Annotated in this window: 10 protein-coding genes; 7 read left to right on the top strand and 3 right to left on the bottom strand. The window is 66.9% G+C overall.

Annotated elements, in window-relative coordinates:
• The first annotated feature begins 80 nt into the window (after positions 1 to 80).
• Positions 81 to 2,810 carry a UPF0182 family membrane protein gene (locus E0W60_RS25885; protein ID WP_135706017.1) on the top strand — a complete coding sequence of 910 codons (2,730 nt, stop codon included), beginning with the start codon at positions 81 to 83 and terminating at the stop codon, positions 2,808 to 2,810.
• A gap of 371 nt (positions 2,811 to 3,181) precedes the next feature.
• The gene (locus E0W60_RS25880; RefSeq protein WP_133093486.1) at positions 3,182 to 3,634 is read left to right on the top strand and encodes a PA2169 family four-helix-bundle protein; all 453 of its coding nucleotides are present in this window, start codon (positions 3,182 to 3,184) and stop codon (positions 3,632 to 3,634) included.
• Positions 3,635 to 3,732: 98 nt separating this feature from the next.
• On the opposite strand, the gene E0W60_RS25875 is transcribed toward E0W60_RS25880, so the two are convergent.
• Positions 3,733 to 4,227: a M48 metallopeptidase family protein gene (locus E0W60_RS25875; RefSeq protein ID WP_133093541.1), complete on the bottom strand. Its 495-nt coding sequence runs from the start codon at positions 4,225 to 4,227 to the stop codon at positions 3,733 to 3,735.
• Positions 4,228 to 4,276: 49 nt separating this feature from the next.
• On the bottom strand, positions 4,277 to 4,495 hold the full coding sequence (locus E0W60_RS25870; protein ID WP_133093487.1) for a hypothetical protein: 219 nt from the start codon (positions 4,493 to 4,495) through the stop codon (positions 4,277 to 4,279).
• Positions 4,496 to 4,632: 137 nt separating this feature from the next.
• Here E0W60_RS25870 and ettA point away from each other — a divergent pair, with 137 nt between their 5' ends.
• Positions 4,633 to 6,300 (top strand): energy-dependent translational throttle protein EttA, encoded by a 1,668-nt coding sequence (gene ettA, locus E0W60_RS25865; RefSeq protein ID WP_029048366.1) that lies wholly within the window; start codon positions 4,633 to 4,635, stop codon positions 6,298 to 6,300.
• 103 nt (positions 6,301 to 6,403) lie between these two features.
• On the opposite strand, the gene E0W60_RS25860 is transcribed toward ettA, so the two are convergent.
• Complete coding sequence (locus E0W60_RS25860) at positions 6,404 to 7,549, bottom strand: metallophosphoesterase (RefSeq protein WP_133093488.1); 1,146 nt, start codon at positions 7,547 to 7,549, stop codon at positions 6,404 to 6,406.
• Positions 7,550 to 7,833: 284 nt separating this feature from the next.
• On the opposite strand from E0W60_RS25860, the gene E0W60_RS25855 reads away from it, so the two are divergent.
• The 4 genes from E0W60_RS25855 to E0W60_RS25840 all read left to right on the top strand — a co-directional run bounded on the left by E0W60_RS25855 (position 7,834) and on the right by E0W60_RS25840 (position 16,301).
• Entirely contained in the window at positions 7,834 to 10,215 is a 2,382-nt protein-coding gene (locus tag E0W60_RS25855) for a carbohydrate-binding family V/XII (protein ID WP_135706016.1), read from the top strand.
• Positions 10,216 to 10,411: 196 nt separating this feature from the next.
• A complete protein-coding gene (locus tag E0W60_RS25850) occupies positions 10,412 to 11,680 on the top strand; it encodes an efflux RND transporter periplasmic adaptor subunit (RefSeq protein ID WP_135706318.1) in 1,269 nt (422 codons plus the stop codon).
• The gene (locus E0W60_RS25845; RefSeq protein ID WP_135706015.1) at positions 11,677 to 14,862 is read left to right on the top strand and encodes an efflux RND transporter permease subunit; all 3,186 of its coding nucleotides are present in this window, start codon (positions 11,677 to 11,679) and stop codon (positions 14,860 to 14,862) included. The genes E0W60_RS25850 and E0W60_RS25845 overlap by 4 nt, the downstream gene beginning before the upstream one ends.
• Positions 14,859 to 16,301, top strand: coding sequence for an efflux transporter outer membrane subunit (locus tag E0W60_RS25840; protein ID WP_133093491.1), 1,443 nt, complete (start codon positions 14,859 to 14,861; stop codon positions 16,299 to 16,301). Before E0W60_RS25845 ends, E0W60_RS25840 begins: the two co-directional genes overlap by 4 nt.
• The last annotated feature ends 102 nt before the right edge of the window (positions 16,302 to 16,403 follow it).

The following is a 16,403-nucleotide window of genomic DNA, read 5'->3' as shown; positions in this document are numbered from 1 at the left end:
CGGACCCACGCATTGTCGCGCGGCAGCTATCGCACAGGCAAGCAGGTCACGGACGACAGTGCGGCAAAGGAGCATGATCGATGCGCTCGCCAGCGATGGATGCCACGCGCCTGAGACGCCCCGCGACCTGGGTAGTGGCCGTCATCGTCGCGCTGGTCGCTGCCGGGCGCGTCAGCGACCTCATCGTTGACTGGCTGTGGTTTACCTCCGTTGGCTACGCCGGGGTTTTCCGCACCATATTCTCGACCCAGGCGGTGCTGTTGCTTGCCGTCTTCGGCGTGTCGGCGGGTGCGATCTGGGTATCGGGCTGGCTGGCGCACCGCTGCGCGAGGCAGGCGCAGGCCTGGACGCCGGAGGCCCGGGGCGAACCGGTCGGCGAGATGGCGATGCGCCTGCCCTGGCGCGCCGCCATTGCCGGCGTTGCCGTCTTTGTAGGGCTGCTGATGGCCGTCGGAGAGCTGTCGAGCTGGGACACTGCGCTGCGCTACATCAATCAGGTTCCATTCGGAAAGTCCGATCCGATCTTCGGCAAGGACATCGGCTTCTACTTCTTCTCGCTGCCTGCGTATCTGGCACTCAGGAACTGGCTGCTCCTGCTGCTGGGCTGCTGCGCAGTGATTGCCGGCGCGGTCTATGGGTTGCGCGGCGATATCGCGCTGGTCCAGCCGCCGCGCGGGCTTTCAGCGGCGGCCGCTATCCATGCTGCCGCGTTGCTGGGCTTGTTCTTCGCGTTGCAGGCGTGGTCCTACTGGCTTGACCGCTACCTTCTTCTCTATGGCGACAACGGCGTCGTGGTCGGCGCGAGCTATACCGACATCCATGTGGGGCTGCCGGTCCTGTGGCTGCAGTGCAGCCTGTCTGCCGCGGCTGCCGCCGCTTCATGGGCCTATCTGCGCTGGCGGGACTACCGGGTGCCTGCGGCCGGGGCAATCCTGGTGGCCGGCAGCGCGTTCCTGCTCGGCACGGTCTATCCGGCGCTGTTCCAGCGATTCTATGTCAAGCCCAACGAACTGCAACTGGAGACGCCGTACCTCGAACACAATATCGCGCTGACACGTGAGGCCTATGGCGTAACGCAGATCGAGGCAAAGCCGTTCCCGGTCGAACAGAGCCTGAATCTTGCCTCACTCCAGGCCAATCGCCCGACCATCGACAATATCCGTCTGTGGGACCTGCAGCCGCTGCGCGATACCTATGCGCAGCTGCAGGAGATCAGGACCTATTACAAGTTCCTCGCGACGGATATCGACCGCTACCAACTCGACGCCGGTTACCAGCAGGTCATGCTGTCGGCGCGGGAGCTGGAGCCGGCGCTGATCCCGCCCAATGCCCAGACCTGGGTGAACCTGCATCTCTTGTTCACCCATGGCAATGGCGTGGTCATGTCGCCGGTCACCGAGAAATCCGCCGAAGGCCTGCCCTTGCTCTATCTGCATGACATTCCACCGCTCTCCGACGGCGGCCCGGTCATCCACGAGCCGCGCCTCTACTTCGGAGAAGGCGGCAAAGGCTATGTCATCGTCAACGGCAGTGTGCCCGAGTTCGACTACCCCAAGGGCAAGGACAACGTCTATACGGCCTACCGCGGGCGCGACGGCATCGACGTCGGCAGCCTGGCGCGCCGGGTCCTGTTTGCCTGGCAGCTCGACGATCCCAATATCCTGCTGAGCGGCTACATCACGCCGCAGAGCCGCATCCTGCTCCATCGCAACATCCGGGACCGGGTGCGCACGATTGCCCCGTTCCTCATCCTCGACCGCGACCCCTATATCGTGGCAAGCGACGGGCGCCTTTACTGGATCCAGGACGCCTACACCACCAGCCGCTGGTTCCCTTACTCGCAGCCTGGCACCGGCGACGGCGACAACTACATTCGCAACGCAGTCAAGGTAGTGATCGATGCCTACAACGGCACGGTGGACTTCTACGTCAGCGACCCCGCTGATCCAATCCTGCGGGTGTACCAGCGCATCTTCCCGGGCATGTTCAGGCCGCTGGGCGCAATGCCGCGGGACCTGCAGCGGCATATCCGCTACCCGGAAGACCTGTTCCTGGTCCAGGCGCAGATCTACCGCGCCTACCACATGGAAGCGGCGGAAGTCTTCTATAACCGCGAGGATCTCTGGGAGTTCCCGCGCCAGTTGTCGGGCATGAGCGCAGGGAACACGCCCGCCGAGCGGATGATGCCCTACTACATGATCCTGCGGCTGCCTGAGGAAGCGAGCGCCGAGTTCGTGCTCATGCTGCCGATGGTGCCCAGCCAGCGCGAGAACATGATCGCGTGGCTCGCGGCGCGCTCCGATCCGCCCAACTACGGCAAGCTTGTCGCCTACACCTTCCCCAAGGAGAAGCTGGTCTACGGGCCGTTCCAGATCGAGGCGCGCATCCAGCAGAATACCGAGATCTCGCAGCAGATTTCGCTGTGGAACCAGATGGGCTCGCGCGTCATCCGCGGCCATCTGCAGGTCGTGCCGATCGAGAATTCCATCCTCTATGTCTCGCCGCTCTACCTGCGCGCGGAGTCCGGCCAGTTACCCGAACTGAAGCGGGTGATCGCCGCCTATGGTGATCGCGTGGCCATGGAGGACACCCTGGGCGCGGCCCTTGCGGCCCTTTTCGGGGGATCCGCCCCGGTGGCGATATTTGAGCAGGGCGCTGCGAACACCCGTGCGCGCGAGGCACTCGCGCACTATGACCGCGCCATCGAGCGCCTGAAAGCAGGGGACTGGGCCGGCTTCGGCGCGGAACTCGATGCCTTGCGGCCGCTGCTTGAGGCGCTCGGGGGCGGGGGTGCCGACAGGCAAAGGTGAACGGCCCGTCTAAGGCTCCGCTGTCGCCGCCCTCTGGGGGAGGGGGGCGCTGCACGAGGGCCGGCCAGAGTGCGCCGGGCTGAAGGTGTGGATGGCGCATGATCCGCTTGTACTCCTGCTGCCGCTCAAGCATAGCCCCTTGGGATCGTGGCGCCGGCGCCATCCCGCCGGGCTTCAGCCATCTCCTATCATGTAGTCACGCCTTACCTCTGAACGAGCAGGCAAACGGGGCCCGGCGCGAACCAGCTGATTCATGTCGATGGCGTCTGCGACGCCGCTCTCACGGCCGGTTACGCGGCGGCGGTTCCTCCTTTGGCTTACCTGGCGGCGCCAAAGCTGCGCGTCGCCTGAATGCGTGTTGGGAGAATGCCATGGGCGACAACCAGCAACAAACTGTCTTGGCGCTGAACCAGCTGATCGAAGCTGGCAAGGACAGCGAACTGGCCTGCATGAGCGGTGCCGGTGAAGTGCGCGATGCACAGCTTCGCGACATCCTGACCGCTACGGCGGACACCTACCGGGCGTCGGTGAAGGAATTGCAATCGATGGTCAGTGCCATGGGCGGCCGGCCGACCGACCGGGGCACCATGAATGGCACGCTGTTCCGTGGCTGGATGGCGTTCCGTCACATGCTGCAGCCAAACAACGACGACGCCGTGCTGGGAATGTGCGAGCACGAGGAAGATGCCGCCAGGCGCGAGTATCAGTCCGTCATGATGAAGACACTGCCACCCGATGCCAGCGCGACACTTCAGCGCCAATATGACGCGTTGAAGCGGCAGCATGAGCGGATACATGCCATGCGCGGCATGCAGGTTCATTGAGGGCTCGCAGTCACACCAAGCGGAGGTGCATTACCGCCGCGTTGCCGGCGGTAATGCGACTTCGCCAATCCGGCCGACGATTCGCGAAGAAGCTGTAACTAGCTTCCCGCCTTGTCCAGTTCGCGCCACGCCAGCCACAGGCGCGTGTCGAATTCCAGCTGGTGGTAGCGCGGCTCCATGTGTTCGCAGAGCCGGTAGAAGGCCTTGTTGTGGTCGCTCTCCTTTAAGTGCGAGAGCTCGTGCACGACGATCATGCGCAGGAATTCCGTCGGCGCTTCCTTGAACAGCGACGCCACGCGGATTTCCTTCTTGGCTTTCAGCTTGCCGCCCTGCACGCGCGAGATCGCGGTGTGCAGGCCCAAGGCCTTGTGCGCCGAGTCGAGCGTGGCATCGAAGCCGACCTTATGCAGCGGCGGCGCGCTGCGCAAAAATTCCTGCTTCAGTTCGGTGGCGTAGTCGTACAGCGCGCGATCGGTCTGCACGGTATGGCGGCCGGGATAGCGGCGGGCGAGGTGGTCGCCCAGGCGGCCGGCGGCGGCGAGTTCGCGCACCTGGTCGAGCACTTCGGGCGGATAGCCGCCCAGGAAGCGCATCGGGTCCTTGCCGGCGGGGCGCCAGGTTTCCGTCACTGCTGCAGCCTGCTTAGTGGTGATGGTGATGCATCCAGCTGTTGTCCAGCGAGTTCACGAAGGACTCGACTGCATCCTTGTCGCCGGTGGCGTGGCGCATCATCTCGCCGCATTTGCAGAAGCCCTGGTACGGGGTGATGTGCGAGCACGCGGACGTCTTCTGCAGGTACAGGGTGACGGGTTTCGCGCACTTCTTGCACTTGAACTTCAGGGTCAGGGCAGGTCTGCTCATGGCGATGGCTCGGAAAATCAGCGGAAAGTCGAACCTGCCATTGTACCGGCGGGGGCCAAAGCTGGCTGGGGCCGGCAGCGCGCGCCGGCGTGCCTGATACACTCCCGCCATTCCCGCACCAACACCAACACGCACCCATGGCACAGTACGTTTTCACCATGAACCGCGTGGGCAAGATCGTTCCGCCCAAGCGTCACATCCTGAAGGACATCTCGCTGTCGTTCTTCCCCGGCGCCAAGATCGGCGTGCTGGGCCTGAACGGCTCGGGCAAGTCCACGCTGCTCAAGATCATGGCCGGCCTCGACAAGGAGATCGAGGGCGAGGCCACGCCGATGCCGAACCTGAACATCGGCTACCTGCCGCAGGAGCCGCAGCTCGATCCCGAGCAGACCGTGCGCGAATCGGTGGAGGCGGCGCTGGGCGGCGTGTTCGAGGCGCGCAAGAAGCTCGATGAGATCTACGCCGCCTATGCCGAGCCGGACGCCGACTTCGACGCGCTTGCCGCCGACCAGGCCAAGTACGAAGCCATCCTGGCCGCCAGCGATGGCAACAACGTCGAGCTGCAGCTGGAGATCGCCGCCGACGCGCTGCGCCTGCCGCCGTGGGACGCGAAGATCGGCCACCTGTCCGGCGGTGAAAAGCGCCGCGTGGCGCTGTGCCGCCTGCTGCTGTCGCGCCCCGACATGCTGTTGCTCGACGAACCGACCAACCACCTGGATGCCGAGTCGGTCGACTGGCTGGAACAGTTCCTGACGCGCTTCCCGGGCACCGTGGTGGCCGTGACCCACGACCGCTACTTCCTCGACAACGCCGCCGAGTGGATCCTGGAGCTGGACCGCGGGCAGGGCATCCCCTGGAAGGGCAACTACAGCTCGTGGCTGGACCAGAAGGAAGCGCGCCTGAAGCAGGAAGAGGCCAGCGAGTCGGCGCGCCAGAAGGCCCTGCACAAGGAACTGGAGTGGGTGCGCCAGAACCCCAAGGGCCGCCAGGCCAAGTCCAAGGCGCGCCTGGCCCGCTTTGACGAGCTCAACAGCCAGGAATACCAGAAGCGCAACGAAACCCAGGAAATCTTCATCCCGGTCGGTGAGCGCCTGGGTAACGAAGTGATCGAGTTCGACAACGTCAGCAAGGGTTTCGGCGACCGCATGCTGATCGAAAACCTGAGCTTCAAGGTGCCGCCGGGCGCCATTGTCGGCATCATCGGTCCGAACGGCGCCGGCAAGTCGACGTTCTTCAAGATGCTCACCGGCAAGGAACAGCCGGACAGCGGCGAAATCAAGATCGGGCCGACCGTGAAGATGGCGTTTGTCGACCAGAGCCGCGATGCGCTGGACGGCACCAAGACCGTATTCGAGGAAATCTCCGGCGGCGCCGACGTGCTGACCGTTGGCCGTTACGAAACCCCGTCGCGCGCCTATATCGGCCGCTTCAATTTCAAGGGCGGCGACCAGCAAAAGCAGGTCGGCACGCTGTCGGGTGGCGAACGCGGCCGCCTGCACATGGCCAAGACGCTGATCGCCGGCGGCAACGTACTGCTGCTGGACGAGCCGTCGAACGACCTCGACGTGGAAACGCTGCGCGCTCTGGAAGATGCGCTGCTGGAGTTCGCCGGCTGCGTAATGGTGATCTCGCACGATCGCTGGTTCCTGGACCGGATCGCGACGCACATCCTGGCGTTCGAGGGCGACTCGCATGTGGAGTTCTTCCCGGGCAATTACCAGGAATACGAGGCGGACAAGAAGAAGCGGCTGGGTGAAGAAGGGGCCAAGCCGAAGCGGATTCGGTACAAGCCGATTGCGCGGTAAGGTACTGCTGAGTGTGAAAGAGAACCAGGCCTGCGGGCCTGGTTTTTTTATGGCTTTTTTATGGCTGTAACGCTCGCGAGCGCATTGGCGATGCTGCTTAGTCCTACGCCCGCACCAGCCGCAACCGCGTAATCTCCGAAGGCGCCCCGAACCGTTTCGGCGGCCCCCAGTACCCCGTCCCCCTGCTCACATAGACCCACATCGCGCCATGCCGCACCAGCCCCGCGGTGTACGGCTGCTGCATCGGCACGAACAGGTTCCACGGCCAGAACTGCCCCCCGTGGGTATGCCCTGATAGCTGCAAGTCAAAGCCAGCCTCCGCGGCGGCGGCGGCAGTGCGTGGCTGGTGCGCCAGCAGCACGCGCACGCCGGCCTGCGCCGGAGCGCCGGCGATGGCGCGGTGCGGGTCGCTGCGGTGGCTTTCATGGAAGCGGCCGGCGGAGTAGTCGGTCACGCCCGCCAGCACCAGCGGCTGCCCACCGTGCTCCACCACCACGTGCTCGTTCATCAGCACGCGCAGGCCGAGCCGGCGCAGTTCGTCGATCCATGGCTGCGCGCCGGCGTAATACTCATGGTTGCCGGTGACGAAGTAACTGCCATGGCGCGCCTGCAGCCGCGCCAGCGGCGCGGTATGCGCGGACAGTTCGCGCACGGTGCCGTCGACCAGGTCGCCGGTGATGGCCACGGCGTCCGGCTGCAGGCTGTTAACGCGCTCGACGATGCGGTCGAGGTAAGGCCCCTTGATGGTGGGGCCGACGTGGATGTCGCTGATCTGCGCGATGGTGAAGCCGTGCAGCGCCTCGGGCAGGTCGGCCACCGGCACGTCGACCTCGACCACGCGCGCCACGCGGCGGGCGTTGATATAGCCGGCCAGCGTGACCAGCAGTGCCAGCAGCGGCACGGCGAGGGCGCTGCCCGATGCCAGTCCGGCGGCCTGCCAGCCGAGCAGCTTGCCCGCCAGCCAGGCGGCGGCCAGCGCGACGTCGCGCGCCAGCGTCAGCACCAGCAGGGATGAGAAGAATCCCATTGCCAGCATGCCGATCCAGGAAATCCGGTCCGCCCACGGCTGGCTGAAGCGCCGCGCCAGCAGCCCGGCGGGCAGCAGCGCGCAAGACAGGGCGAGCCAGACAACAGCAAGCATCTTGACCAGCATCGGCACGGGCATTGCCGGCAAGAGGCGCAGCCCGATGTAGGCGTGCAGCAGCGCCGTGATCAGCGCGGCAGTCAGGATCGTGGTGCGAGGAGGCATGGGGCGCGGCAATAGCCAGGGAAACACTGAAGATGAGGCCGTGGCGCGGTCGCTTCAAGGGCGGCGGCTGGTGGCTGGCGCAACGGCGCATCGCGCCTCGGTGTCTTCCTGACCACCAGGCGCCGCAGGGGCGGTGCATCATGCACGCAGACGGCCCGATCTGTCTTTTTTTGCAAGCGCCCTGAATGTTTTCAAATGCGATTGTTCGCCTGTCCGGCCTAATTTAGATTGCCAGCATGGGCCGCCTGCTGTGCTGCATCGTGCCCTCCACGCTGGAGAAAGCCATGCCTTTTCGCCTCAAGCAGACCAGCGCCCTGATCGTGGCGGCGTGGCTTGCGCTCGCGCCCCTCGCGCTGCAGGCCGCTACGCCACCGCAGCCAACCGCCGCAGCGCTGGCCTGGCCGCGCAATTTCGACGCCGCCAACGACCATGTCGAGCTGTACCAGCCGCAGGTCGAGACATGGGACGGCAACCGCCTGTCGGGCCGTGCCGCCGTGGCGGTAGGCGAGAAGAGCGGCTCGCCTACCTACGGCGTCGTGCATTTTTCGGCCACCGCCGATATCGACAAGCCGTCCGGGCTGGTGCAGCTGAGTGCGCTGCGCATCGAGAGCGTGGAAGTCCCCACCAGGCCGGACGCCGCCGACCGGGTACGCCAGGCGCTGGTGTCCCGGCTGCCGGCCAACGGCCTGACGGTGCCGCTGGACCAGTTGCAGGCCAGCTATGCCGTGTCACAGCAGCTGGCCCGCGCCGGCCGCGTGCCGGTCCGCAACGACGCCCCGCAGATCCTGTTTGCGACCACGCCGACACTGCTGGTGCTGGTCGACGGCGACCCCGCCTGGCGCGCCGTTGCCGGCACGCAATATGAACGCGCGCTCAACAGCCGCGCCCTGCTGCTGCGCGAGTCGGGCGGCGAGCTGTACCTGAAGGCCGCTGGCTACTGGTACCGCTCGGAATCCGCGGGCGGCGCATGGGAGGTCATGACGACGGTGCCGAAGGCGCTGGAGCATGCCGCCACCAAGGCCGCCGCCGGCATGAAACCGGACGCGATGCTGCCCGCGGACGGCAAGCGCCCGGCGCGGGCACCGGCCATCGTTTTCGCCACCCGGCCGACCGAGCTGGTGATCACCAGCGGCGCGCCGCAGATGACGCCGGTCAGTGGCGTGGGCCTGCTGACGGTCTCCAACGCCGATCACGCCATCTTCGTCGACCCGGCCACCAACCAGTATTACGTGCTGGTGTCAGGCCGCTGGTTCCGCGCGCCGATGCTGACCGGGCCGTGGGAATACGTGCCTGGCCGCGAGTTGCCGGCCGACTTTGCCAAGATCCCGACGACCGATCCCAAGGCCAACGTGCTGGTGTCGGTGCCGGGCACGCCGCAGGCGCGCGAGGCCGAGATCGCCGCCACCATCCCGCAGACCGCCACGGTCTCGCGCAGCAAGGGCAGCCTGAACGTCACCTACGACGGCGCGCCGCGCTTTACGCCGATCACCGGTACCTCGCTCAGCTATGCGGCGAACACGGGCACGCCGGTGATCGAGGTCGATGCCAGCCACTACTACGCGGTCGCCAATGGTGTCTGGTTCGCGGCGCCCGCACCGTCGGGACCGTGGCGCGTCGCCACCGAGGTGCCGTCGGCGATCTACACCATCCCGCCGGCCTCGCCGCTCCACTACGTGACCTATGTACGGATCTACTCGGTCACGCCTGACACCGTCGTGGTCGGCTACACCCCCGGCTACATGGGCGTGGTGGTCAGCCCCGACGGCACGGTCGTGTACGGCACCGGCTACGTCTATCCGGCCTACGTCGGCGCGGTCTACTACGGCTACCCGGTTACCTATGGATACGGCGCAGGCTTTGGCGTCGGCATGGCCGAGGGGTTTGCCTTCGGCTTCGCCGCGGGTGCGTTCTGGGGTGCGGCGTCGCCGTACTGGGGACCGTACTGGTGGGGCGCCCCGTTTAACTGGAACTACGTCAATGTGAACCAGGCCAATTTCTATGGCCGCTGGGGGCAGGGCACGGTGACGCATGCGCAAGGCTGGAATGCCTGGACCGGCACCGAGTGGCGCGGCAGCGCGGCCTCGGGCATCAACCCGGCGACCGGCGCGCGCTACCAGGGCAGCCGCGGCGCGGCGTTCAACCCATATTCCGGCAACTACGCGGCCGGCCACCAGGGCTCGTTCGCCAAACCGTCGACCGGCCGCGAAGGCGCCGCGCGCGGCGGCGTGGTCGGCAACACCTATACCGGCGACTACGCGGCCGGACGCCAGGCGGCGGGCTACAACGCGCAGACCGGCCGCATCGGCGCGGGCGAGGCCGGTATTGCCGGCAACACCCGGACCGGCGCGCACACCGCCGGCAGCCGCGGTTTTGTCGCCAACCCCGGCAAGGACAACGCCCTGGTGTGGAACAACGGCAACGTCTACGCCGGCCACGACGGCTCCGTGTACCAGCACACCGACGACGGCTGGCAGAAACACACCGCCGGCGGCTGGGAACCGGTGCAGCCGAACAACGACGCCACCAGCCGGCTGGAGTCGCAGCGCCAGGCACGCGAGGTCGGCCAGCAGCGCTGGCAGGGCATGGCGCAGCACTGGCAGGGCGCAGGGCGCTTTGGCGGCGGTGGCTTCCGCGGGGGCGGCTTCCATGGCGGATTCCGGCGCTGAAGCGGTGGCCGGACAACTGCCGCCAGCCCGGTCCCGGCTGTCGAAATGAGTAAACACGGGCACAAGAAAGATTGAATTGGCGCGTCCATGGGCGCGCCTTAACCTGCCTGAACAGGCACAGGATCGGCGGCGGGCGCCGCTGCGTCCGGCATCGGGGGCGGCCATGGTTGCTGGCGGAGGAGGCTTTGTGAGGACAATGCTTAACGGGTGCGGCGTGGCGGGCCTGCTGGCCCTGCTGCTGGTGGCGGGTTGCAGCAAGGAGAAACCGGCGGCGGTGGCGCCGCCGGCAGCCGAGGTGGGTGTCATCACCGTGGCGCTGCGCGACGTGCCGCTCGTCTATGACTTCGTCGGCCAGACCCAGAGTTCGCAGCAGGTGGAGATACGTGCGCGCGTCAATGGCTTCCTGGAGAAGCGGGTCTATACGGAAGGCGCCCTGGTCAAGACGGGCGAGACCCTGTTCCTGATGGATCCCAAGCCGTTCGAGGCCACGCTGAAGGCGGCCGAGGCCGAAATGGCGCAGCAGCAGGCGCGCCTGAATACAGCACGCGCCGACCTGAACCGCGTGCGCCCGCTGGCGGCGCGCAATGCCCTCAGCCAGCGCGACCTGGATGACGCCACCGGCAAGGAGCAGGAGGCAGCAGCCGCGGTGGAGCAGGCGCGCGCCAATGTGATCAATGCCAAACTGAACCTGAGCTACACCACGATCAAGTCGCCGGTGGCGGGCCTGTCGAGCTTTGCCAAGCGGCAGGTGGGCTCCTATATCGATACCACCAACAGCCTGCTGACCTATGTCGCCAAGCTGGATCCGATGTGGGTCAACTTCAGCCTGTCCGAGAACGAGGTGCTGTCGTTCCGCTCGTCGGAGAAGTCGGGGGCGGTCCGGTACCCGGCGCAGGAAGCCTTCGACATCGTCATCGTGCTGGCCGACGGGACGGAGTTCCCGCACCACGGCAGGATCGCTTTCGCCGACGCCTCGTTCAGCCAGGAAACCGGCACCTACCTGGTCCGCGCCGAGGTCGCCAATCCGCAGGGCACGCTGAGGCCGGGCCAGTTCGTGCGGGTCAAGGTGCATGGCGCGATGCGCACGCAGGCCATTGCCGTGCCGCAGGAAGCCATCGTGCAAGGCCCGCGCGGGCAGACGGTCTGGGTGATCGGCCCGGACAGCAAGGCGCAGCAGCGCGTGGTCGACGTGGGGGAATGGACCGGCTCCAACTGGGTGGTGCGCTCGGGCCTGAAGGCCGGTGAGCGCGTGGCGGTGAGCGGCCTGGTGCGGCTGATGCCGGGCGCGACGGTCAAGGCCGTGCCGGCGACCGAACTGGCCGCGCATGGCGCGGCCAGCGGTGCCCAGCCCACGGGTGCCCAGCCTGCTGCCGCGGGCTCGGCCACTCCGGCCACTCCGGCCGCTCCGGCTGCATCCGGTGCAGGCGCGCAGCAGGCGGCGGGCTCCACCGGGGGCAAGCCATGAAGCTTGCCCATTTCTTTATCGACCGGCCGATCTTCGCATCGGTGCTGTCCATCATCATCACGGTGGGCGGCCTGGTGGCGCTGACCAAGCTGCCGATCGCCCAGTTCCCGGATATCACGCCCCCGTCCATCACGGTCACGACCAAGTACCCCGGCGCCAGCGCCGAGGTGGTGGCGCAGAACGTGGCCGCGCCGATCGAGCAGCAGGTCAACGGCGCCGACCACATGATGTACATGAACTCGACGAGTTCCTCGACCGGCGACCTGACGCTGACCACGTATTTCGAGATCGGCACCGACCCCGAGCTCGCGCAGGTGGACGTGCAGAACCGCGTCAACCTGGCGCTGCCCACGCTGCCCGATGCCGTGACGGCGCAGGGCGTCTCGGTGCAGAAGCGGTCGTCGGCGTTCATGATGGTGATTGCCATCTACTCGCCCGACAACAGCTACAACCAGACCTTCGTCGGCAACTACGCCAACATCTACGTGCTGGATGCGCTCAAGCGCATTCCCGGCGCCAACCAGTCGTCGATCTTCGGCAGCCCGGACTACGCCATGCGCATCTGGCTGCGGCCCGACCGCATGGCGTCGCTGGGCATCACCACCGAGGACGTCAAGAACGCGGTCTCCAACCAGAACCAGCAGTTCTCCGCGGGGCGCATCGGCCAGTCGCCGACCACCGGGCCGGTGCAGCAGACCTTCCCGATCGCCACCAAGGGCCGCATGACCGAGCCGGCCGAGTTCGACAACATGATCCTGCGCGCGCAGTCCGGCGACGCCGCGCTGGTGCGCCTGAAGGACATCGGCCGCGCCGAGCTCGGGTCCAAGGACTACTCGCTGCGCAGCCGCTACAACGGCAAGACCGCCACGCTGCTGGCGGTGTACCAGCAGCCGGGAGCCAATGCGCTGGATGTGGCCAAGCAGGTGCGGTCCACGCTGGCGGAGCTGAAGAAGAGCTTTCCGCCCGGGCTGGAGTACGAGATCGCGCTCGACACCACCGAGTTCGTGCAGGAGTCGATCGACGAGGTGGTGCACACGCTGCGCGACGCGGTGATCCTGGTGATCCTGGTGGTGTTCCTGTTCCTGCAGAGCCTGCGCGCCACGCTGGTGCCGATCCTGGCCGTTCCCGTGTCGATCATCGGCGCCTTCGTCGGCATGAGCGCGTTCGGCTTCTCGGTGAACATGCTGACCTTGTTCGGCATGGTGCTGGCCATCGGCATCGTGGTCGACGACGCGATCGTGGTGATCGAGAACGTCGAGCGCAACATGACGGAGTTCAACCTGCCGCCCAAGGAGGCGGCCAAGAAGGCGATGGACGAGGTCAGCGGCCCGGTGGTCGCGATCGTGCTGGTGCTGCTGGCGGTGTTCATCCCGGTGGCGTTCCTGTCGGGCATCACCGGGCAGCTGTACAAGCAGTTCGCCATCACCATCGCGGTCTCGGTGGTGCTGTCCGGCGTGGTCGCGCTGACGCTGTCGCCGGCGATGGCGGCGATCCTGCTCAAGCCCGGCCAGCACAAGAAGAACCGCTTCTTCACCTGGTTCAACAATTCCTTCGACCGGCTCATTGCCGGCTATGACAGGTCGCTGCAGATCGTGATCCGGCGCACGGTGATGTCGATCGCCATCATCCTGGCGATGGTGGCGGTCAGCGTGGTCATGTTCATGCGCATCCCGACCTCGTTCCTGCCGGTGGAGGACCAGGGCTATCTGTTCGGCGCGGTGGTCATGCCGGACGCGGCCAGCCTGGATCGCACCCAGACGCTGTCGAGCCGGGCCGAATCCTGGCTGTCCAGGCAGCCCGGCGTGTCATCGGTGGCCACGGTCGATGGCTACAGCCTGATCGATTCGCAGAACAAGGCCAATGCCGGCACGCTGTTCATCACGCTCAAGGGCTTCCATGAGCGTGGCGAGGGCGAGTCCGCGGCCGACCTGATCCAGAAGTCGATGCGGGAATTCTCGCGCTACCAGGACGGCGTCGTGATCCCGCTGAATCCGCCTTCGATCCCGGGCCTGGGCACCACCGGCGGCTTCGAGTTCTGGCTGCAGAGCACAGCGGACGGGACTTACCAGCAGCTGGAGCAGAAGGTCCACGAGTTCATCGCCAAGGCCCGCCAGCGGCCGGAGCTGACCGGCGTGAACTCCACCATCAATTCGCGCTCGCGCCAGTTCCTGGTCGAAGTCGACCGGGAGCGCTCCGAGACCCAGGGCGTGCCGGTCGAGAACGTCTATTCTGCGCTGCAGACCATGTTCGGCTCGCTCTACGTGAGCCAGTTCCCGAAGAACAGCCGCTTGTTCCAGGTGATCCTGCAGGCCGAGCCCGAGTTCCGCTCGCGCCCGGAAGACCTCGACAAGGTCTACGTGCGCAACCACAACGGCGAGATGGTGCCGATCAAGGCGGTGACCTCCACCAAGTATGTGCCGGGGGCGGACATCGTCACACGCTTCAACAACTTCCCGGCCGCCAAGGTCATGGGCGACGCCGCGCCGGGCTACAGCTCGGGGCAGGCTATCTCGGCCATGGAGGAGGTGGCGCAGGAGGTGCTGGGGCCGGGCTACGCCTATGCCTGGAGCGGCCAGGCTTATGAAGAAAAGACCGCCGGCTCCACCGCGGTCTACGTCTTCGCCTTTGCCTTGCTGATGGTGTTCCTGATCCTGGCGGCGCAGTACGAGAAGTGGTCGCTGCCGCTGGGCGTGCTGCTGGCGGTGCCGTTCGCGCTGTTCGGCGCGCTGCTCGGCATCCTGATGCGCGGCATGGAGAACGACGTCTACTTCCAGATCGGCCTGACCGTGCTGATCGCGCTGGCGGCGAAGAACGCGATCCTGATCTTCGAGTTCGCGGTGGAAATGCGCGAGAAGGAGGGGCTGAGCGCCTACGATGCCGCTATCCACGCGTCCAAGCTGCGCCTGCGGCCGATCATCATGACCTCGCTGGCCTTTATCCTGGGCTGCGTGCCGCTGGCCATCGCCAGCGGCGCCTCGGCCGCCAGCCGGCAGTCGCTCGGCACGGGCGTGATCGGCGGCATGCTCGGGGCGACGGTGATCGCGCTGTTCTTTATCCCGATGTTCTTCTGGGGCCTGGAGCGCATGTCCGAAGGCAAGCCCAGGAAGCCCGCCAAGGCCGGCGATGCACAGCAGCCACCCACTACTCCACCCACCGCGCCGTCGGCCGGAGAAACGCTATGAGCCCGCGCGTGTGGATGCTGGCGGCCTGTGCGGCGGCAACGCTGGGCGGCTGCGCGATCGGCCCCAACTACCAGCGCCCCGAGACCCCGGACGCGTCGCAGTACCGGCTCGACACCGGCGCGCTGGCGATCGCCGCCGACAGCGACTGGTGGAACCAGTTCAGCGACCCGGTGCTGAACGCGCTGGTGGATGAGGCGCTGGCAGGCAACTACGATATCCGCATCGCCGCCGCACGCATCGACGAATTCCGTGGCCAGCTGATGGTGGCGCGCGCCGGCTTTTTCCCGCAGCTCAATCTTTCCGCGTCGGCCGCGCGCCAGAGCATCGGCAGCCTGAACAGCACGCAGTTCGGCAGCGGCACCGGCAATACTTACCAGTTGCTGGCCAACGCCAACTGGGAGATCGACCTGTGGGGCCGCATCCGCCGGCAGGCCGAGGCGGCCGAGGCCAGCCTGTGGAATGCCGAGTATGCGCGCCGCGGCGTGGTGCTGGCGCTGGCGGCTTCCGTGGTGCAGGGGTATGCCACGCTGCGCGGGCTCGATGCGCAGCTCGATGTCGCGCAGCAGACGCTGGCATCGCGCGCGAGCGGGCTGGATATCTTCCGCCAGCGCTATGAAGGCGGCGTGATTTCGCAGCTTGAACTGGCACAGGCCGAGAATGACTACTACGTGGCCGAGGGCTCGATCCCGCCGCTGCGTGCCAGCATCGCGCAGACCGAGAACGCGCTGTCGGTGCTGCTGGGCCGGCCGCCGGGCCCGATCGAGCGTGGCAAGCCGATCCACGAGCTGCAGGCGCCGCCAGTCGGCGCCGACCTGCCGGCCGCCTTGCTCTCGCGCCGGCCCGATGTGCTGCAGGCCGAGCAGGCCGCCATCGCCGCCAATGCGCAGCTGGGCGCGGCGCAGGCGCTGTACCTGCCGGCGGTCAACCTGAGCGGCCTGTTCGGCGCCGTGGCGGCGTCGCCGGGCGCGCTGTGGGACAGCGCGTCGCGGGTGTGGGCGTTCGGCGCGGGGCTGACCCAGCCGATCTTCCAGGGCGGCGCCATCCGCGGGCAGGTGCAGACCGCGTCCGCGCAGCGCAACCAGGCCATGTTCGCTTACCAGGGCACGGTGCTCGCGGCGCTGGCGGATGTGAACAGCGCGCTGGCCAACGGCGTCGAGACCCGCACGCGGCTGGGCAGCCTGCGCCGGCAGGAACAGAGCCTGTTCATCTATGCCGACCAGGCTTTTGCCCGGTACGAGGGCGGGTATTCGAGCTACCTGGAGGTCACCAATGCGCGCGAGAAGCTGTTCGATGCGCAACTGGCGGCGATCCAGGGCCAGGTCGACGTGCTGACCAGCACCGCGGCGCTGTACAAGTCGCTGGGCGGCGGCTGGCCGTCGGTGCCGCAGGCCGTGCGCGAGGCGGGGATGCAAGGGGATGCGAAGGTGCTGGCGAGGTAGGACCGAAGCCGAAGCCGACGGTGTTGGGTGCTCCAAGCCGCCCGAGCTGGCCCAAGCAAGGTGTTCTCACTCTCCCCTCAGCGGGAAAGATGACCAAACCGG

The organism is Cupriavidus oxalaticus (assembly GCF_004768545.1).
GTDB classification, from domain to species: Bacteria; Pseudomonadota; Gammaproteobacteria; order Burkholderiales; family Burkholderiaceae; genus Cupriavidus; species Cupriavidus oxalaticus_A.
Note: the sequence above shows the minus strand (reverse complement) of the source record. Positions and strands in the feature narration are given on the sequence as shown.

What these genes read in the sequence shown, in the direction of transcription:
- E0W60_RS25850 (WP_135706318.1), top strand. Translation starts at nt 10,412, where the DNA reads ATGCTTAACGGGTGCGGCGTGGCGGGCCTGCTGGCCCTGCTGCTGGTG.
- E0W60_RS25860 (WP_133093488.1), bottom strand. Translation starts at nt 7,549, where the DNA reads ATGCCTCCTCGCACCACGATCCTGACTGCCGCGCTGATCACGGCGCTG.
- E0W60_RS25845 (WP_135706015.1), top strand. Translation starts at nt 11,677, where the DNA reads ATGAAGCTTGCCCATTTCTTTATCGACCGGCCGATCTTCGCATCGGTG.
- E0W60_RS25880 (WP_133093486.1), top strand. Translation starts at nt 3,182, where the DNA reads ATGGGCGACAACCAGCAACAAACTGTCTTGGCGCTGAACCAGCTGATC.
- E0W60_RS25840 (WP_133093491.1), top strand. Translation starts at nt 14,859, where the DNA reads ATGAGCCCGCGCGTGTGGATGCTGGCGGCCTGTGCGGCGGCAACGCTG.
- E0W60_RS25870 (WP_133093487.1), bottom strand. Translation starts at nt 4,495, where the DNA reads ATGAGCAGACCTGCCCTGACCCTGAAGTTCAAGTGCAAGAAGTGCGCG.
- ettA (WP_029048366.1), top strand. Translation starts at nt 4,633, where the DNA reads ATGGCACAGTACGTTTTCACCATGAACCGCGTGGGCAAGATCGTTCCG.
- E0W60_RS25885 (WP_135706017.1), top strand. Translation starts at nt 81, where the DNA reads ATGCGCTCGCCAGCGATGGATGCCACGCGCCTGAGACGCCCCGCGACC.
- E0W60_RS25855 (WP_135706016.1), top strand. Translation starts at nt 7,834, where the DNA reads ATGCCTTTTCGCCTCAAGCAGACCAGCGCCCTGATCGTGGCGGCGTGG.
- E0W60_RS25875 (WP_133093541.1), bottom strand. Translation starts at nt 4,227, where the DNA reads ATGCGCTTCCTGGGCGGCTATCCGCCCGAAGTGCTCGACCAGGTGCGC.